Raw genomic sequence first — 14,263 nt, 5'->3', positions numbered from 1 at the left:
TCTGTTCGTGCTCTGTTCGTGCAGGAAAGTGTGCCGATCATAGAGGCTGACACCGGACCCTTCCAGCCGCCGTTCCGCGTCGCGGACCGGGCGACCCCTCTGACAGATCGTTTCTGCTCACCCCTGGCCGGGTCCGTCACCCCTCCGACCAGTTGTGACGTTCCGTGAGTGTCTTCGGGGTGTCGTTCGGGAGAACTTCGGCGAAATCCCGGCCGGCTCACCCATCCGGTGCAGGCGAACAGGTCGTAATACGACAATCATGCACAAGCTGGGTGCGGTGTCCCGTCGACCGCGTCCGGAGGTTCATGTGCCGCGCCAGCTCTCCCTGAGGCGCCTTCCCCGGGAGGCGGGCACGGCGCGGGCGGCGCGGACGAGGCTGCGCAGCACCGCCGCGGTGTGCACCACGCTGTCGGCGCTCGCCGCGACCTCCCTGATCACCGCGCCCTCGGTCGCCGAGCCCTTCTCCCCGGAGCCCTGCGCCCTCCAGCGCACCGACGTGCACCACTCCGAAGGCCTGGACACCTGGAACGCCGCCTACCCCAGGCCGGCCCGCACCCTGGACGCGGTGATGGTGTTCCTGTCCTTCCCCGACTCCCAGCCGCTGACGGCACCGGCGGAACTCGCCGCCGACCACTTCCCCGCCACCGGCGACTTCTTCCGGCGTGCCTCCTACGGCGCTTTCACGCTGCGCCCGCATCCACTGCGGGAGTGGATCCGGATGCCGAGCCCGTCGACGTCGTACGCCATACGGCGCGACTGGACCCCGGGGCACCGGGCCGCCTATCTGCGCGACGCGCTGGCCGCGGCCGACCCGCACGTCGACTTCTCCCGCTACGACGTCGTCTACTTCGTCGCGGACCCGGACGCACCCGGGGTGGACTCCGATGCCACGAAGGTCGTCAACCTGGACACCCCGATGCGGGCCGACGGCACGGACATCCGGCGGGTCGTCACGGTCTTCGAGAACCATCCGCCGGACCGGCTGGTCCTGGCCCACGAGACGGGGCACGTCTTCGACCTGCCCGACCTGTACCACCGTCCGGCCGACGGCACGGGCGACTGGGACACGCACGTCGGTGACTGGGACCTGATGGGCAGCCAGTTCGGACTCGCCCCGGACCTCTTCGGCTGGCACAAGTGGAAGCTGGGCTGGCTGCAGCCCCGGCAGGTGGCGTGCGTGCGGGGCAGCGAGCCGACCCGGCTGACGCTGGAGCCGCTGGGCGCGGGCCCGGGGGTGGTGGTGACCGGTGCCGCCGGCGCGCCGGCCTTCGGTCTCGGGCGGGGTACGAAGCTCGCGGTGGTGCGCACGGGGGCGGGCAGCGCCCTCGCCTTCGAGGTGCGCACGCCGGTCGGCAACGACGTCTCCGCGTGCCGGGCGGGGGTGCTGGTGTACCGGGTGCGCAGTGGGGAGCGGTCGGGGGGCGGGCCGATCGAGGTGGTCGACGCCCACCCGGGCACCGAGGCCTGCTGGGCCGGCTCGGTCTATCCCCCGCTCGCCGACGCCCCGGTGGGTCTCGGCGAGAGTTTCACGGTGCCGGGAGACGGCGTGCGGGTGGAGGCCGAGGCCCGCACGGAGTCGGGCGCCTGGACCGTACGGATCACCCCCGGCTGACGCACACGCCTCCGGCCGACACGGGCGCCGGGGCCCCTCCGCCCCCGGCCCACCACCACACCGGGCGCCCCAGGCACCCCCGGCCCACCCCCGGCATCGGCCGAGCCGCGGCTCGGCGGCGCACCGCGCATGGGGGGCTGTGGGTGGCGAAGCCCCCACAACGCGCGGCAAAGCCAGCGCGAAAACAACGATGGCGAGGCCGGTTCGCGCTTTCCGCGAACACGCCTCGCCATCGCCAACGTGCGCCGCCAGGGACTCGAACCCCGGACCCGCTGATTAAGAGTCAGCTGCTCTAACCAACTGAGCTAGCGGCGCCTGCTGACGTCGTAGACCTTAGCATCCTGGTCGGCGGGAGAAAAAATCGAAATCCGCACCGCCGCGCGGGCCGCCCGCACGGCCGCCCAGAGCAGGATCTCCGGGCCGGGCAGCCAGGGCCGGCGGGTGTCCGGGGCCACCAGCCAGCGGGACCCGGAACGCGGCGGCGTGCCGGCGGTGACCGCAGCACTCGTGGAGCCGGCGGGGGCCGGGACGGTCACCGTGTCCCCGGCGCCGTGGCACAGCAGCGGCGGCACCGCACCCGTACGGCCGGCCGCCCGGCCGCGGGCGCCCCACTCCTCCCAGTCGAGGAGCGAGGGCAGGCGCTGGGCGGTGCCCGGCGCGGCGAACAGCAGCATCCGGCCGCGGAACTCCGCCACCGGGCCCGAACCCGGGCCGTCCTCCCACATCCGGTCGAGCATCCGGCGGCCGAAGATCGCGGGAGCGCTCACCACGTCGAAGGCGGAGCCGCAGGGCAGGACGACCGGCGCCCCGGGCCGCTCCTCCCACAGCGCGAGCGTGCGGCGCGGGTACGCGCCCGCCGACGCCAGCCAGGCGGCGCCGTCCGAGGTGACGTCCGAGACGTGGGTGGTGGCGTTGCGTGTGCTGCTCATACCGCAAATATCTACCCGGTGTGAGGGAGCCGCTCCGTCGGGTTACGGGAAACGGTGACACGACGACCGGGAAGGGAGTATCTTGCCCACCCCTCTGTCATATGCGCCCCGGTTACTCGGCCGGTTCGCCGCGCATCAGGTCACGGCCGAACTCCACCATCTTCTTGGCGTAGTCCTCGGTCCACTCGGCGCGCTCGGCGATGTCGGCGGTGGTCAGCCGGTCGAACCGCCTCGGATCGGCCAGCTGTGCCGCCGCGATCGCCTGGAACTCCATGGCCCGGTCCGCCGCGGCGCGGAACGCATGGGTCAGCTCGGTGGCCCGTTCCAGCAGGGCCCGGGGGTCGTCGATCGACTCGAGGTCGAAGAAGTGCTCGGGGTCGGCGGCCGCCTCGGCGGGCTCGAAGAGCAGGGGCGCGGGGCGTAGCCGCGGTTCGTGCCGACGCGGCGTGGGCTCCGCCATGTCTGGTCCTCCTCGTACGTCACGACGGCCCTCCCCGGGACGCGGGGGCACTCCGGCGGAGTGGGCCACCGTCCATTGTCCCGCGCCCGCGCAAGAGGGCGGGGTGTGTCCGGCACCGCGATCCGGACACACCCCGCCCTCCCGGCCGGGTCAGCCGCCGTACGTCTCGAACTCGGCGATCCTCGGGGTGCCCGAGGCGCCGGTGATCTCGAAGGTGATCTTCTCCAGCGAGACCGGGGAGAAGGCGATCACGCCCGCTCCGCTGCCGGAGGCCAGGACGGCGCCGGTGTCGTGGTTGAGGACGCGGTACGAGCCGATCGTGCCCTCGGAGCCCGCCGCCTCCCGGATGTTGATCTTGCCGATGGTCTGGGCGGAGGACCACTTGACGGAGACGGAGCCCGTCGTGCCGACCGGGGACCAGTACGTGCCGAGGTCACCGTCGCGGACGTTGCCGTAGCTGGTGCCGCTCGCCTTGGACGAGCCGTCGGAGCCGGCCCCGATGCTGAGGTTGGTCCCGCTCGGCGGATCGGTCGGGTCCGGGTCCGTCGGGTCCGTCGGGTCGGTCGGGTCCGTGGGGTCCGTCGGGTCCGGGCTCTGCGGCGTGCAGCTGCCGTCCGACACCTTCAGGCCCTTGTTCGCGCCCGCGGTGGCGCTCACCACGGACGGCACGCAGGAGGCGTCGTCCAGGGTGTAGGAGTACGGGATGGACACCGAGGTGTTGGACTGCGGGTCGGGACCGGCCGGGTTGTTGTCCCCGCTGCGCTCGGACCAGGTCACGTTGTCGTAGATGTTGCCGCTGACCTGCCAGGAGCCGGCCTCGTCGGTGTAGAAGGTGCCGAGGACGTCCTTGGAGTCCTCGAAGTAGTTGTTGTCGACCTTGGCCTTGGCGCCCGCCCGGGAGTTGATCCCGGACTTGTTCAGGCTCACGTAGTGGTTGTTGTACATGTGGGCGGTGCCGCCGCGCAGCAGGGGCGCCCGGGAGTCGATGTTCTCGTACAGGTTGTGGTGGAAGGTTATGTAGCCGTTGGAGCGGTCGCTCTCGCTGGAGCCGATGAGTCCGCCGCGGCCGGAGTTGCGCAGGACGCTGTAGGACAGGGTGACGTACTGGGTGTTGGCCTTCATGTCGAAGAGGCCGTCGTAGCCCTCCGACTCCCCGCCCGAGGCCTCCAGGGTGGAGTGGTCGACCCAGACGTTGCGGACGTCGCTCTCCATGCCGATGGCGTCGCCGCCGTTGGAGGTGGGCGAGCCGGACTTCTTGACGTTCCGCACGGTCACGTTCTGGATGATGATGTTGCTGGACTCCCGGATGTGGATGCCCAGCTGATCGAAGACGGCACCGCTGCCGACGCCGACGATCGTGACGTTGCTGATCTGCTTGAGCTCGATCTTGTCGGCGGCCGTGTTGCAGCTGTCGCCCGACACCTTGCTGGTGTTGCCGTGGTTGATGGTGCCCTCGACCTCGATGACGATCGGGGTCGAGCTGCTGGCCCGGCCGCACAGGGCCTGGTGGATCGCCGTGCCGGTGGTGGCGCGGACGGTCTGCCCGCCCGCGCCGCCGGTGGTGCCGCCGTTCTGGGTCGCGTAGCCGGTGGCGCCGCCGGCCGCCGCCGACGCCGTCTCGGGCATCGTCAGCACCACACCGGCCGCGGCCGCGAGGGCCAGCGTGCCCAGTGCCGCTTGGAGTCGCAGCGCGACTGGTCGTCTCATCCTCGGTCTCCCCATTCGCCTTCACATGCCGGAACGGAAGCCATGACGTGATCATGTCAATCAGGCCATGGCGGAAAGCGCTTTCTCAGCGTGAGAATAGGGGCCTGCCCGAAAGCTGACAAGAGGTCAGGCGAGATCTCGAACGTTCAGACTGACAATCAGTGTCCCTCTACATGAACGAACGCGGCTCGATGTGCACCCCGGCCGAAGCTGCGATACGATCATCCCCTGATCACGGAGGTCAACCTCCCGCAGCAGGCAGTGCGTTGGTGGTCCAAGGAAAGACGCCCCACTTCCCGTGGGGAAATGCAGGTGCAAGGCCTGCCCAGCGCTCGACGAGAAGCCCCGGTCCCGCTCACGCGGACCGGGGCTTCTTCCGTGTCGGCTCCGGCCGGCTGGCCGCGTCCGTGCGTACCGCGCCGGTTTACCCCGCCTACGCCGTTCGTTGTCGCACGCTCGTTGGATGCCACGGCCGCACCCGACCCCTAGCGTTCCGGGTGACCAATCCGTCCACCGAAGGGACATGCCATGCGGGGGAAGAAAGCACTGGTGATCCTGGCCGTCTGCGGATCGCTGTTCGGCGCGGCCGGCACCGCCGCCGCCGTTCCGGACGCCGCCCCACAGCGGGCCGCGGGCCCCGGCACCCGGTACTGCGGGCTCTACGACTTCATCGGATTCGCCTGCGGCTACTACGACGGGAGCCGCTACACCGACTACGGCGACCGGGGCGCGCACGTGAAGGAGATCCAGGCTCTCCTCACGTATTTCGGGTACTCGGTCGGCCGCTACGGGATCGACGGCGAGTTCGGCTCGGCCACCCGGTCGGCCGTCATGGCGTTCCAGCGGCACAACAAGATCGGGGTCGACGGCATCGTCGGCCCCCACACCTGGTGGGCCCTGCGTACGCCCTGACCGGTCCGGCACCCTCCCGGGGGCGGGACCGGACCGGGAACCGCTCCTGCCCCGCCCCCGGCCCGGCCCTCGACGCCCCTCCTCAGACCTGCACCACCGGCTCCCGTGTGAACAGCGCGCCCAGCTCGGGGGCGTTGACGCGGCGGTCGGCCAGGCGCAGGGCCTCCCAGACGGTGACCTGGTTGGCGGTGAGGACGGGCTTGCCCAGTTCCTTCTCCAGGGCCGGGATGTGGGCCGCCGTGTGCAGGGCCGTGTCCGGGAGGAGGACCGCCTCCGCGTCCGGGCGGTCGGCGGCACGGGCCAGCGCCAGTACCTCCTTCTCGGTCCAGGTGCCGACCTCCGCGGCCGTGATGATGCCCGAGCTGACGACGTCGGCCACCTCGATGCCGGCGGCGCCGAGGAAGTCCGCGAAGATCCGGGCCACGTCCTCCGGATAGGTCGCGCCGATGGAGACCCGCCGCACGCCGATCTCCTTCACCGCGTGCACGAAGGCGAAGGAGGTGGACGAGGCCGGCATGCCCGCCACCCGGGCCAGGGAACGCACCTGTTCGTGGGCGCCGTCCCAGCCGTGCACGAAGCTGCCGCTGGTGCAGGCCCACACCACCGCGTCGGCGCCGGCCAGCCGCAGCTCGGCCACACCCGCCTCGAGCCGCTGCGGCGAGCCCATCTCGAGCAGCGCGTCCACCCGGTGGGCGTCCTCGCCGATGTCCGTGTGCACCAGGTCCACCCGGATGCCGCTGCTCAGGAGCTGCTCGATGCGTGGGTAGTCGTCCTCGCCGGAGTGGCCCGGGTACAGGATTCCCAGTGCTGTCATGTCCACCCTTCCTGCTGCTGTTCCGAGTCCGGGACGTCACCGACGCCCGGCAGGTCCGCCGCGGCGGGTCCGACCGGGCCCGCCACCGCGGGGTCGACGGGACCGGCGGGCCCCACCACCGCGGGACCGGCCGCACCCGTCGCCGCGGGGCCGGTGCGCGCCGACGGATCGGTCAGCGCCTGGTACGGCCCCACCGCAGGGGTACCCAGTCGGCGCAGCGCCGCCCACATCGTCACTTGGTTGGCCGAGATCACCGGGATCCGCAGCTCGGCCTCCAGCTGCGGGATGACGTCGTAGGTGGGGAGGTTGGTGCACGAGATGAACAGGGCGTCCGCCGATCCCGGCGTGGGCACGGCCTGGCGGGCCATGTCGGCCACGTCGCGGTACGGGACCTTCCAGATGTGCCGGGTCAGCCCCATGAAGGCGCAACCGCTGATCGTGACGCCGGCCTCGGCGACGTACGCCTCCAGCGCCCGGGTCACGGACACGGTGTACGGCGTCACCAGCGCGACCCGGCGTACGCCCAGCTCGGTCAGCGCGTCGAGCAGTGCGCCGGAGGTGGTGACGGACGGGACGGCGCCCGCCCAGGTCATCGCCTCGCACATGGCGCGTTCCCCGGCGATGCCGCCGACGAAGCTGCCCGAGGTGCAGGCGTAGGCGACGACCTGGGGCGCGATGGCGTTGAGGGTGCGGACCGCCTCGCCCAGGGTCTCGTGCTCGCTGACCATCCGGGCGAGGTCCAGACTGACCTCGACGGGTACGAAGGGTGTCCGTGTCATGTGGAGTGACACGTCGTCGGGCACCCATCGCCACAGCTCGCGATCGAGTGCGAAGTCGAACGGGGCGACCACGCCGACCCCGCGTTGCGGAGCTGGTCCGCCGAGAAAGGAGATGTCCATGGCACGCACCGGCCTCACACTGAGGAAGGAGAGGGCAACGCACCGTTATGAACGGCCGTGTTGACGAAGGTAGGTTCCGGTGCGAGCGTGGTCAATCCGCCCGCGTCACCTCCAGGTCAACAGCTGGTTAAGTCCCCCGTCAACTCCTGAACCGCCCCGCTTCCCCCCGACCGGAGACAGGCCCGCCGATGACCACGTCCGTGCCCTCGCCCACGCCCGCGTCCCCGCCCGTGCCCACGCTCCTCGTCCTGGACGCCGAGCCGCTCCCCCGTCTGGGCCGGCTGACCGGCCGGGCCCGCGTCGAGCACGCCGACGCGGCGACGCTGGCCGAGCGGCTGCCCTACGCCGACGTCCTGCTGGTGTGGGACTTCACCTCGCACGCGGTGCGCGAGGCGTGGCCCGGCGGCGGCCCGCGCCCGCGCTGGGTGCACACGGCGAGCGCCGGTGTGGACCATCTGATGTGCCCGGAGCTGGCCGAGTCGGACACGGTGGTGACCAACGCGCGCGGCGTCTTCGACCGGCCGATCGCCGAGTACGTCGCCGCGCTCGTCCTGGCGATGGCGAAGGATCTGCCGGCCACGCTGCGGTTGCAGGGCGAGCGGACCTGGCGGCACCGCGAGTCGATGCGGGTGGCCGGAACCCGCGCCTGCGTGGTGGGCTCCGGGCCGATCGGGCGGGCGATCGCGAGCACGCTGGAGGCGCTCGGCGTCACCACCGCGCTGGTCGGCCGCACCGCGCGCCCCGGTGTGCACGGGACCGACGAGCTGGACCGGCTGCTGGCCGGGGCCGACTGGGTGGTGGCGGCGGCACCGCTCACCGACGCCACGCGCGGCATGTTCGACGCCCGGCGGTTCGGACTGATGCGGTCCTCCGCCCGGTTCGTGAACGTGGGGCGGGGCCCGCTGGTCGTCGAGGAGGACCTGGTCGAGGCGCTGACCGCGCGCCGGATCGCGGGCGCCGCCCTGGACGTGCTGAACGACGAGCCGCTCGCGCCGGACAGCGCGCTGTGGAAGGTGCCGGAGCTGATCGTCTCGCCGCACATGAGCGGGGACACGATCGGCTGGCGGGACGAACTGGGCGCCCAGTTCGTGGAGTTGTTCGAGAGCTGGGCGGCGGGCGGACCGCTGGCCAACGTGGTCGACAAGAAGCGCGGATACGTACCCGGACACTGACGTCGCCGACGACACCGACGTTCCAAGACCTGCGGGAGGGTGCTGCATGACCGACCTCACCGAGCTGACCGCCGTACAGCTCGTCGACGGCTACGGCAAGGGTGCTTTCAGCCCTGTGGAGGCGACCCGGGCGGTCCTGGAGCGGGCCGAGCGGATCCAGCCGGAAGTGAACGCCTTCGTCCGGCTGACCGGCGAGGAGGCGCTGGACCAGGCCCGGCGGGCCGAGGAGCGGTGGCGTCGCGGGGAGCCGTGCGGGCGGCTCGACGGAGTGCCGGTCACGGTGAAGGACATCCTGCTGACGCGCGGTCAGCCGACCCTGCGCGGCTCGCGGGCCGTCTCGCCGGACGGCCCCTGGGACGAGGACGCGCCGTCCGTGGCCCGGCTGCGCGAGCACGGTGCGGTGTTCGTCGGCAAGACCACGACGCCGGAGTACGGCTGGAAGGGCGTGACCGACTCGCCCCTGTCCGGCGTGACGCGCAACCCGCACGACCCGTCCCGTACGGCGGGCGGTTCCAGCGGGGGCGCGGCGGCGGCCGTGGCGCTCGGGGCGGGGCCACTGGCGCTGGGCACGGACGGCGGCGGCAGCGTGCGCATCCCGGCGTCGTTCTGCGGCATCTTCGGCCTGAAACCGACGTACGGCCGGGTGCCGCTGTACCCCGCGAGTGCGTTCGGCACGCTCGCGCACGTCGGTCCGATGGCGCGGGACGCGGCGGACGCGGCGCTGATGCTGGACGTCATCGGCACCCCGGACGCCCGGGACTGGTCGGCGCTGGGCCCGGCGCCGGGCTCGTACACCGAGGCACTGTCGGGCGGGGTGCGGGGGCTGCGGGTGGCGTACTCGCCCTCGCTGGGCGGGCAGGTGGCGGTGCGTCCCGCGGTGGCCGGGGCGGTGCGGCGGGCGGTGGAACGGCTGGCGGAACTGGGCGCGTACGTGACGGAGGCCGACCCGGACTTCGCCGACCCGGTGGACGCCTTCCACACCCTGTGGTTCAGCGGGGCGGCGCGGGTGGTGCAGCATCTGCGGGCGGGGCAGCGGGAGCTGCTCGATCCGGGGCTGCGGGAGATCGTGGGGGCGGGGGCGCGGTACTCGGCGCTGGACTATCTGGCGGCGGTGGACGTGCGGATGGAGCTGGGGCGGCGGATGGGGGTCTTCCATCAGGAGTACGACCTGCTGGTGACACCGACGCTGCCGATCACGGCGTTCGAGGCGGGGGTGGAGGTGCCGAAGGGTTCCGGGTACCGGCGGTGGACGGCGTGGACGCCGTTCACCTATCCGTTCAACCTGACGCAGCAGCCTGCGGCGACCGTGCCGGTGGGGACCGACAGCGACGCGTTGCCCGTCGGCCTCCAGGTCGTCGCGGCGCGGCATCGGGACGACCTCGTACTGCGGGCCGCGCATGCGCTGTACGGAGGGGAGGCCACCTCATGAATACGCGGAGCGCCGGTTGAACGCGGAGACGGTCGTCGCCGTGGCCGCCACCGTCATCGCGCTCGGATCGCTGTGGGTCAGCTGGGCCCAGACCAGGGCGACCCGGCTGCACAACCGGCAGTCGGTCAGACCCCTGCTGCAGATCCGGCGCATACGCCAGGACGACATGGTCGGGCTGAGACTCGTCAACGCCGGGCTGGGCCCGGCCGTCGTGACGCGCACCGTGGTACGCCTGGACGGCACGGCGGCCGGGGAGTGGAACCGGGAGGTCAAGGGGACGGTCTTCGCCCCCGAGCTGTGGCCGAAGACCTACTCCCTGAGGGCCGGCTCCGTCGTGCTCGCCGGTCAGGAGACCTTCCTGGTGCTCCTGGACCGGTCCGGGAGCACCGGCTCCGACCGGCTCCGGGAGTTCTGGAGCCTGATCGACCGGCGGCTCGTCATCGAGATCGAGTACGAGTCGCTGTACGGCGGTGAAGGGTTCTCCGTTTCGTCGGCTATGCCCGGCGGAAGCTGAGCGTCTCCCCCGCCGCTCCGGTGCGCCACAGGTCGTTGCAGGCCTCGGCCATGGCGTCCAGGCCCTCGGTGATGCGGCCCCAGACGGTGCCGGGGACCCAGCCGACGTCGCCGTTGAGGAGGAGGTTGTTGCGCTCGTAGAAGAGGGCGAGGTCGACGAGGGTGGTGCCCGGGCGGACCTCGCGGTCGTAGCCGTACGCCTTCGTGCCCAACTCGGCACCCGCGAAGGCGAAATAGCACAGATCGCCCGGAATGGGAGTTACCGTCGGATTCTCCAGCGGTGGTTCGGATGTCGCGAAGGGCGGGAAGAGGGCGTAGATCTCGTTGCGGGCGTATTTGGCGTGATACACGTCGCCGCCGAGGGGGAGCGCGTCCCAGACGGCCGCGCAGGTGATCGGGGCCCGGTCGTCGAGCAGTTGGGCCGTGCAGGTGATTCCGCGCTTGACCAGCGAGACTTCGATGTAGCGATCAGCCATGCCCTCCATGGCAGTGCCCCGGAGCCCCGCGGTCAAGGGCGCCGGGCCGATGTATCGGACTGAAAAAGATCGGCATAACCTGCCCACCTTCGGGTAGCTGCGCGCCCATGGCTCCACCACACAGAACCCCTCCATGGGGTATATCCGACCAAAGGTCCAGGACAGCCGGGCCCACTCGCCGGTCGCTGCTCGCGGGGGTCGCGGCGCTCGGCGCGCTGGGGGCGGCCGGCTGCTCGCGGGTGGCCACGGCGTCCGACGTCAAGGGAGGTGACCTGCTCGGTCGGCTCAGGGCACAGGGTGTCGCCCGGCTCGGCATCGCGGGCGAGATCCCCTTCGGGTACATCGACAAGAACGGCGAGCTGACCGGTGAGGCGCCGGAGCTGGCGAAGGTCATCTTCAAGCGGCTCGGAGTGGACCGGGTGCAGCCGGTGCCGACGGAGTTCGGCTCCCTCATCCCGGGTCTGGCCTCGCAGCAGTTCGACGTCGTGGCGGCCGGGATGTACATCAACCCCGACCGGTGCCAGCAGGTCATCTTCTCCGACCCCGACTACCAGATGCTCGACGCGTACATCGTGCGCAAGGGCAACCCGCTCGGGCTCCACAACTACGAGGACGTCGTCAAGAAGAAGGCCAAGTTCGCGACCGGCACCGGCTACGCCGAGATCGCCTACGCGGTGGAGCACGGGTACAAGGAGGACGACATCCTGATCGTCCCCGACCAGGTGGCCGGACTCAACGCCGTCGAGTCCGGGCGCGTGGACGTCTTCGCCGGTACGGCACTGACCGTCCGCGAAGTGGTCAAGAAGTCCAGCAAGGCGGAGGCCACCGAGCCCTTCTCACCCATCATCGACGGCAAGCCGCACGTCGACGGCGGCGGTTTCGCCTTCCGACCGGACGAGACCAACCTGCGGGACGCCTTCAACGTCGAGCTGCAGAAGCTCAAGAAGAGCGGCGAACTGCTGCGCATACTCAAGCCCTTCGGTTTCACCCAGAACGAGATGACCGATCTGACCGCGAAGGAGCTCTGCGGCGGATGACCTCGGGACTGTGGGAACTCGTACTCCAGGGCGTCTGGGTCACCGTCCAGCTGCTCTTCTTCAGCTCGCTGCTGGCGGCGGGCGTCTCCTTCGTGATCGGTATCGCGCGCACCCACCGGCTGTGGATCGTCCGCTTCCTCGCGGGCTTCTACACCGAGGTGTTCCGCGGCACCTCGGCGCTGGTGATGATCTTCTGGGTCTTCTTCGTGCTGCCCCCGGCCTTCGGCTGGCAGCTGGTGCCGATGTGGGCGGGCACGCTGGCGCTCGGCCTGACCTACGGGGCGTACGGCTCCGAGATCGTGCGCGGCGCGCTCGGCGCGGTCGACCCGGCGCAGAAGGAGGGCGGCATCGCCCTCAGCTTCACGCCCTGGCAGCGGATGAAGCTGATCCTGCTGCCGCAGGCGGTGCCGGAGATGATCCCGCCCTTCTCCAACCTCCTGATCGAGCTGCTCAAGGGCACCGCCCTGGTGTCGATCATGGGCATGGGCGACCTGGCCTTCAGCGGCAACCTGGTCCGCCTGGCGCTGCAGGAGAGCGCGGAGATCTACACGTACATCCTGCTGATCTACTTCGTGATCGCGTTCCTGCTCACGCGGGTGATGCGCGGCCTGGAGAAGAAGCTGAAGGCGGGTGTCGGCAAGGCGCCGACGCCCGAGCCCGAGGTGGAACTGAAGCGCCCTGAGGCGACCAACGTGGGAGGTGCTGTCTGATGAAGTGGGACTGGAGCGCGGTCTCCGACTTCATGCCGCACTTCTGGGACGGCCTGCTGGTCACCCTGCAGATCCTGGTGCTCGGCTCGCTGGTCTCCTTCGGCCTCGGCCTGGTGTGGGCGCTGCTGATGCGGGTGCCGAGCCGCTGGGTGACCTGGCCGGTCGGTGTGGTCACCGAGTTCGTGCGGAACACCCCGCTGCTGGTGCAGCTGTTCTTCCTCTTCTACGTGCTGCCCGAGTGGAACATCACCTTCTCGGCGCTCACCACCGGTGTGGTCGCCATCGGGCTGCACTACTCGACGTACACGATGCAGGTCTACCGGGCCGGCATCGAGGGAGTGCCGGTCGGCCAGTGGGAGGCCGCGACGGCGCTGAACCTGCCGCTGCGGCGGACCTGGACGGCGGTCGTCCTGCCGCAGGCGATCCGCCGGGTGACTCCCGCCCTCGGCAACTACGTGATCTCCATGCTGAAGGACACGCCGCTGCTGATGGCGATCACGGTGCTGGAGATGCTCGGCGAGGCGCGGCTGTTCTCGCAGCAGAACTTCCAGTTCACCGAGCCCCTGACGGTGATCGGCGTGGCCTTCATCGTCATCTCCTACCTGGCCTCCCTTGCCCTGCGAGCCCTGGAGCGACGCCTTGCCCACTGACACTCTTCCCAACCCCGAGAAAAGCCCCGAGCGCAGCTCCGGCGAGCTGATACGCCTGGAGCAGGTCACCAAGCGGTTCGGGGACAACACCGTCCTCGACCACCTGGACTTCTCCGTCGACGCCGGCAAGCACGTCACCCTGATCGGCCCGTCCGGGTCGGGCAAGACGACGATCCTGCGGCTGCTGATGACGCTCCTCAAGCCCGACGAGGGCACGATCACCGTGGACGGGCAGAAGCTCTTCCCGGCGACGGAGAAGGAGCGGCGCGAGGTCCGCAAGCAGATCGGGATGGTGTTCCAGCAGTTCAACCTGTTCCCGAACATGAGCGTCCTGCGCAACATCACGGAGGCGCCGGTCACGGTGCTCGGGATGTCCAAGGACGAGGCCGTGGAGCGGGCCAAGGGCCTGCTCGACATGGTGGGCCTGGCCGACAAGTGCGACGCCCGGCCGGCCCAGCTCTCCGGCGGTCAGCAGCAGCGGGTGGCGATCGCCCGGGCGCTGGCGATGCGGCCGAAGGTGCTGCTGCTCGACGAGGTCACCTCGGCGCTCGACCCGGAGCTGGTCGCGGGCGTCCTGGACCTGCTGCGGGACATCGCCCGCACCACGGACATCACGATGCTCTGTGTGACCCACGAGATGAACTTCGCCCGGGACATCTCGGACCAGGTCCTGATGTTCGACTCGGGCCGGGTCATCGAGGCCGGCGCGCCGGAGAAGATCTTCAGCGAGCCGGAGCACGACCGTACGCGGGAGTTCCTCAGCGCGGTCCTGTGACCACAAGGCGCGACTGCCCCAACGTCCGAGGTCGGGGCGCTGGGGCAGTCCTCTGTCATATGCCAGCGGGCCAGTGTCGCAGTTGGGGGCCCTGAGATTGGGCCAACACCCCCTCACATCGGGCACCTTGGCGGCTATCGTGGACGCCATCCGCTGTCCGCACCGGGG

The 14,263-nt window shown here is 70.9% G+C and carries 15 protein-coding genes and 1 tRNA gene; 9 read left to right on the top strand and 7 right to left on the bottom strand.

Annotation, left to right across the window (positions count from 1 at the left end; translation table 11 throughout):
* The first annotated feature begins 259 nt into the window (after positions 1 to 259).
* Positions 260 to 1,612: a M6 family metalloprotease domain-containing protein gene (locus AB0P07_RS14115; RefSeq protein ID WP_365549700.1), complete on the top strand. Its 1,353-nt coding sequence runs from the start codon at positions 260 to 262 to the stop codon at positions 1,610 to 1,612.
* 241 nt (positions 1,613 to 1,853) lie between these two features.
* Here the strand turns inward: AB0P07_RS14115 and AB0P07_RS14110 are convergent.
* The 4 genes from AB0P07_RS14110 to AB0P07_RS14095 form a co-directional block, all read right to left on the bottom strand.
* Positions 1,854 to 1,927, bottom strand: a tRNA-Lys gene (locus AB0P07_RS14110).
* Complete coding sequence (locus AB0P07_RS14105) at positions 1,918 to 2,541, bottom strand: bifunctional DNA primase/polymerase (RefSeq protein ID WP_365549697.1); 624 nt, start codon at positions 2,539 to 2,541, stop codon at positions 1,918 to 1,920. Before AB0P07_RS14105 ends, AB0P07_RS14110 begins: the two co-directional genes overlap by 10 nt.
* Positions 2,542 to 2,653: 112 nt before the next feature.
* Positions 2,654 to 3,001, bottom strand: coding sequence for a hypothetical protein (locus AB0P07_RS14100; RefSeq protein WP_102927141.1), 348 nt, complete (start codon positions 2,999 to 3,001; stop codon positions 2,654 to 2,656).
* A gap of 150 nt (positions 3,002 to 3,151) precedes the next feature.
* On the bottom strand, positions 3,152 to 4,708 hold the full coding sequence (locus tag AB0P07_RS14095; RefSeq protein ID WP_365549693.1) for a pectate lyase: 1,557 nt from the start codon (positions 4,706 to 4,708) through the stop codon (positions 3,152 to 3,154).
* Positions 4,709 to 5,236: 528 nt separating this feature from the next.
* Here AB0P07_RS14095 and AB0P07_RS14090 point away from each other — a divergent pair.
* On the top strand, positions 5,237 to 5,620 hold the full coding sequence (locus tag AB0P07_RS14090; RefSeq protein WP_365549690.1) for a peptidoglycan-binding domain-containing protein: 384 nt from the start codon (positions 5,237 to 5,239) through the stop codon (positions 5,618 to 5,620).
* A gap of 82 nt (positions 5,621 to 5,702) precedes the next feature.
* On the opposite strand, the gene AB0P07_RS14085 is transcribed toward AB0P07_RS14090, so the two are convergent.
* Positions 5,703 to 6,434 (bottom strand): aspartate/glutamate racemase family protein, encoded by a 732-nt coding sequence (locus AB0P07_RS14085; protein ID WP_365549687.1) that lies wholly within the window; start codon positions 6,432 to 6,434, stop codon positions 5,703 to 5,705.
* Positions 6,431 to 7,333, bottom strand: coding sequence for a decarboxylase (locus AB0P07_RS14080; RefSeq protein WP_365549684.1), 903 nt, complete (start codon positions 7,331 to 7,333; stop codon positions 6,431 to 6,433). Before AB0P07_RS14080 ends, AB0P07_RS14085 begins: the two co-directional genes overlap by 4 nt.
* A gap of 188 nt (positions 7,334 to 7,521) precedes the next feature.
* Here AB0P07_RS14080 and AB0P07_RS14075 point away from each other — a divergent pair, with 188 nt between their 5' ends.
* Genes AB0P07_RS14075 through AB0P07_RS14065 form a run of 3 tightly spaced genes read left to right on the top strand, consistent with a single transcriptional unit; the run spans position 7,522 to position 10,448 of the window.
* Positions 7,522 to 8,505: a D-2-hydroxyacid dehydrogenase gene (locus tag AB0P07_RS14075; RefSeq protein ID WP_365549682.1), complete on the top strand. Its 984-nt coding sequence runs from the start codon at positions 7,522 to 7,524 to the stop codon at positions 8,503 to 8,505.
* Positions 8,506 to 8,551: 46 nt separating this feature from the next.
* Positions 8,552 to 9,934, top strand: coding sequence for an amidase (locus AB0P07_RS14070; RefSeq protein ID WP_365549679.1), 1,383 nt, complete (start codon positions 8,552 to 8,554; stop codon positions 9,932 to 9,934).
* Positions 9,935 to 9,950: 16 nt separating this feature from the next.
* Positions 9,951 to 10,448, top strand: coding sequence for a hypothetical protein (locus AB0P07_RS14065; protein WP_365549676.1), 498 nt, complete (start codon positions 9,951 to 9,953; stop codon positions 10,446 to 10,448).
* On the opposite strand, the gene AB0P07_RS14060 is transcribed toward AB0P07_RS14065, so the two are convergent.
* On the bottom strand, positions 10,429 to 10,923 hold the full coding sequence (locus AB0P07_RS14060; protein ID WP_164410898.1) for a DUF3830 family protein: 495 nt from the start codon (positions 10,921 to 10,923) through the stop codon (positions 10,429 to 10,431). The genes AB0P07_RS14065 and AB0P07_RS14060 overlap by 20 nt on opposite strands.
* A 107-nt stretch (positions 10,924 to 11,030) precedes the next feature.
* Here AB0P07_RS14060 and ehuB point away from each other — a divergent pair, with 107 nt between their 5' ends.
* Genes ehuB through ehuA form a run of 4 tightly spaced genes read left to right on the top strand, consistent with a single transcriptional unit; the run spans position 11,031 to position 14,095 of the window.
* On the top strand, positions 11,031 to 11,960 hold the full coding sequence (ehuB, locus tag AB0P07_RS14055) for an ectoine/hydroxyectoine ABC transporter substrate-binding protein EhuB (RefSeq protein ID WP_365549673.1): 930 nt from the start codon (positions 11,031 to 11,033) through the stop codon (positions 11,958 to 11,960).
* Positions 11,957 to 12,670 carry an ectoine/hydroxyectoine ABC transporter permease subunit EhuC gene (gene ehuC, locus AB0P07_RS14050; RefSeq protein ID WP_365549670.1) on the top strand — a complete coding sequence of 238 codons (714 nt, stop codon included), beginning with the start codon at positions 11,957 to 11,959 and terminating at the stop codon, positions 12,668 to 12,670. Before ehuB ends, ehuC begins: the two co-directional genes overlap by 4 nt.
* The gene (gene ehuD / locus AB0P07_RS14045) at positions 12,670 to 13,320 is read left to right on the top strand and encodes an ectoine/hydroxyectoine ABC transporter permease subunit EhuD (RefSeq protein ID WP_365549667.1); all 651 of its coding nucleotides are present in this window, start codon (positions 12,670 to 12,672) and stop codon (positions 13,318 to 13,320) included. The genes ehuC and ehuD overlap by 1 nt, the downstream gene beginning before the upstream one ends.
* Positions 13,310 to 14,095, top strand: a complete 786-nt coding sequence (gene ehuA, locus AB0P07_RS14040) for an ectoine/hydroxyectoine ABC transporter ATP-binding protein EhuA (RefSeq protein ID WP_007449894.1) — start codon at positions 13,310 to 13,312, stop codon at positions 14,093 to 14,095. The genes ehuD and ehuA overlap by 11 nt, the downstream gene beginning before the upstream one ends.
* The last annotated feature ends 168 nt before the right edge of the window (positions 14,096 to 14,263 follow it).

The sequence above is a fragment of the Streptomyces sp. NPDC085944 genome, assembly GCF_040686295.1.
GTDB lineage: Bacteria > Actinomycetota > Actinomycetes > Streptomycetales > Streptomycetaceae > Streptomyces > Streptomyces salinarius.
The sequence above is the reverse complement of the archived record's forward strand: the minus strand, read 5'-3'. Positions and strand labels throughout refer to the sequence as shown.

What these genes read in the sequence shown, in the direction of transcription:
- AB0P07_RS14115 (WP_365549700.1), top strand. Translation starts at nt 260, where the DNA reads ATGCACAAGCTGGGTGCGGTGTCCCGTCGACCGCGTCCGGAGGTTCAT.
- AB0P07_RS14105 (WP_365549697.1), bottom strand. Translation starts at nt 2,541, where the DNA reads ATGAGCAGCACACGCAACGCCACCACCCACGTCTCGGACGTCACCTCG.
- AB0P07_RS14100 (WP_102927141.1), bottom strand. Translation starts at nt 3,001, where the DNA reads ATGGCGGAGCCCACGCCGCGTCGGCACGAACCGCGGCTACGCCCCGCG.
- AB0P07_RS14095 (WP_365549693.1), bottom strand. Translation starts at nt 4,708, where the DNA reads ATGAGACGACCAGTCGCGCTGCGACTCCAAGCGGCACTGGGCACGCTG.
- AB0P07_RS14090 (WP_365549690.1), top strand. Translation starts at nt 5,237, where the DNA reads ATGCGGGGGAAGAAAGCACTGGTGATCCTGGCCGTCTGCGGATCGCTG.
- AB0P07_RS14085 (WP_365549687.1), bottom strand. Translation starts at nt 6,434, where the DNA reads ATGACAGCACTGGGAATCCTGTACCCGGGCCACTCCGGCGAGGACGAC.
- AB0P07_RS14080 (WP_365549684.1), bottom strand. Translation starts at nt 7,333, where the DNA reads ATGGACATCTCCTTTCTCGGCGGACCAGCTCCGCAACGCGGGGTCGGC.
- AB0P07_RS14075 (WP_365549682.1), top strand. Translation starts at nt 7,522, where the DNA reads ATGACCACGTCCGTGCCCTCGCCCACGCCCGCGTCCCCGCCCGTGCCC.
- AB0P07_RS14070 (WP_365549679.1), top strand. Translation starts at nt 8,552, where the DNA reads ATGACCGACCTCACCGAGCTGACCGCCGTACAGCTCGTCGACGGCTAC.
- AB0P07_RS14060 (WP_164410898.1), bottom strand. Translation starts at nt 10,923, where the DNA reads ATGGCTGATCGCTACATCGAAGTCTCGCTGGTCAAGCGCGGAATCACC.
- ehuB (WP_365549673.1), top strand. Translation starts at nt 11,031, where the DNA reads ATGGCTCCACCACACAGAACCCCTCCATGGGGTATATCCGACCAAAGG.
- ehuC (WP_365549670.1), top strand. Translation starts at nt 11,957, where the DNA reads ATGACCTCGGGACTGTGGGAACTCGTACTCCAGGGCGTCTGGGTCACC.
- ehuD (WP_365549667.1), top strand. Translation starts at nt 12,670, where the DNA reads ATGAAGTGGGACTGGAGCGCGGTCTCCGACTTCATGCCGCACTTCTGG.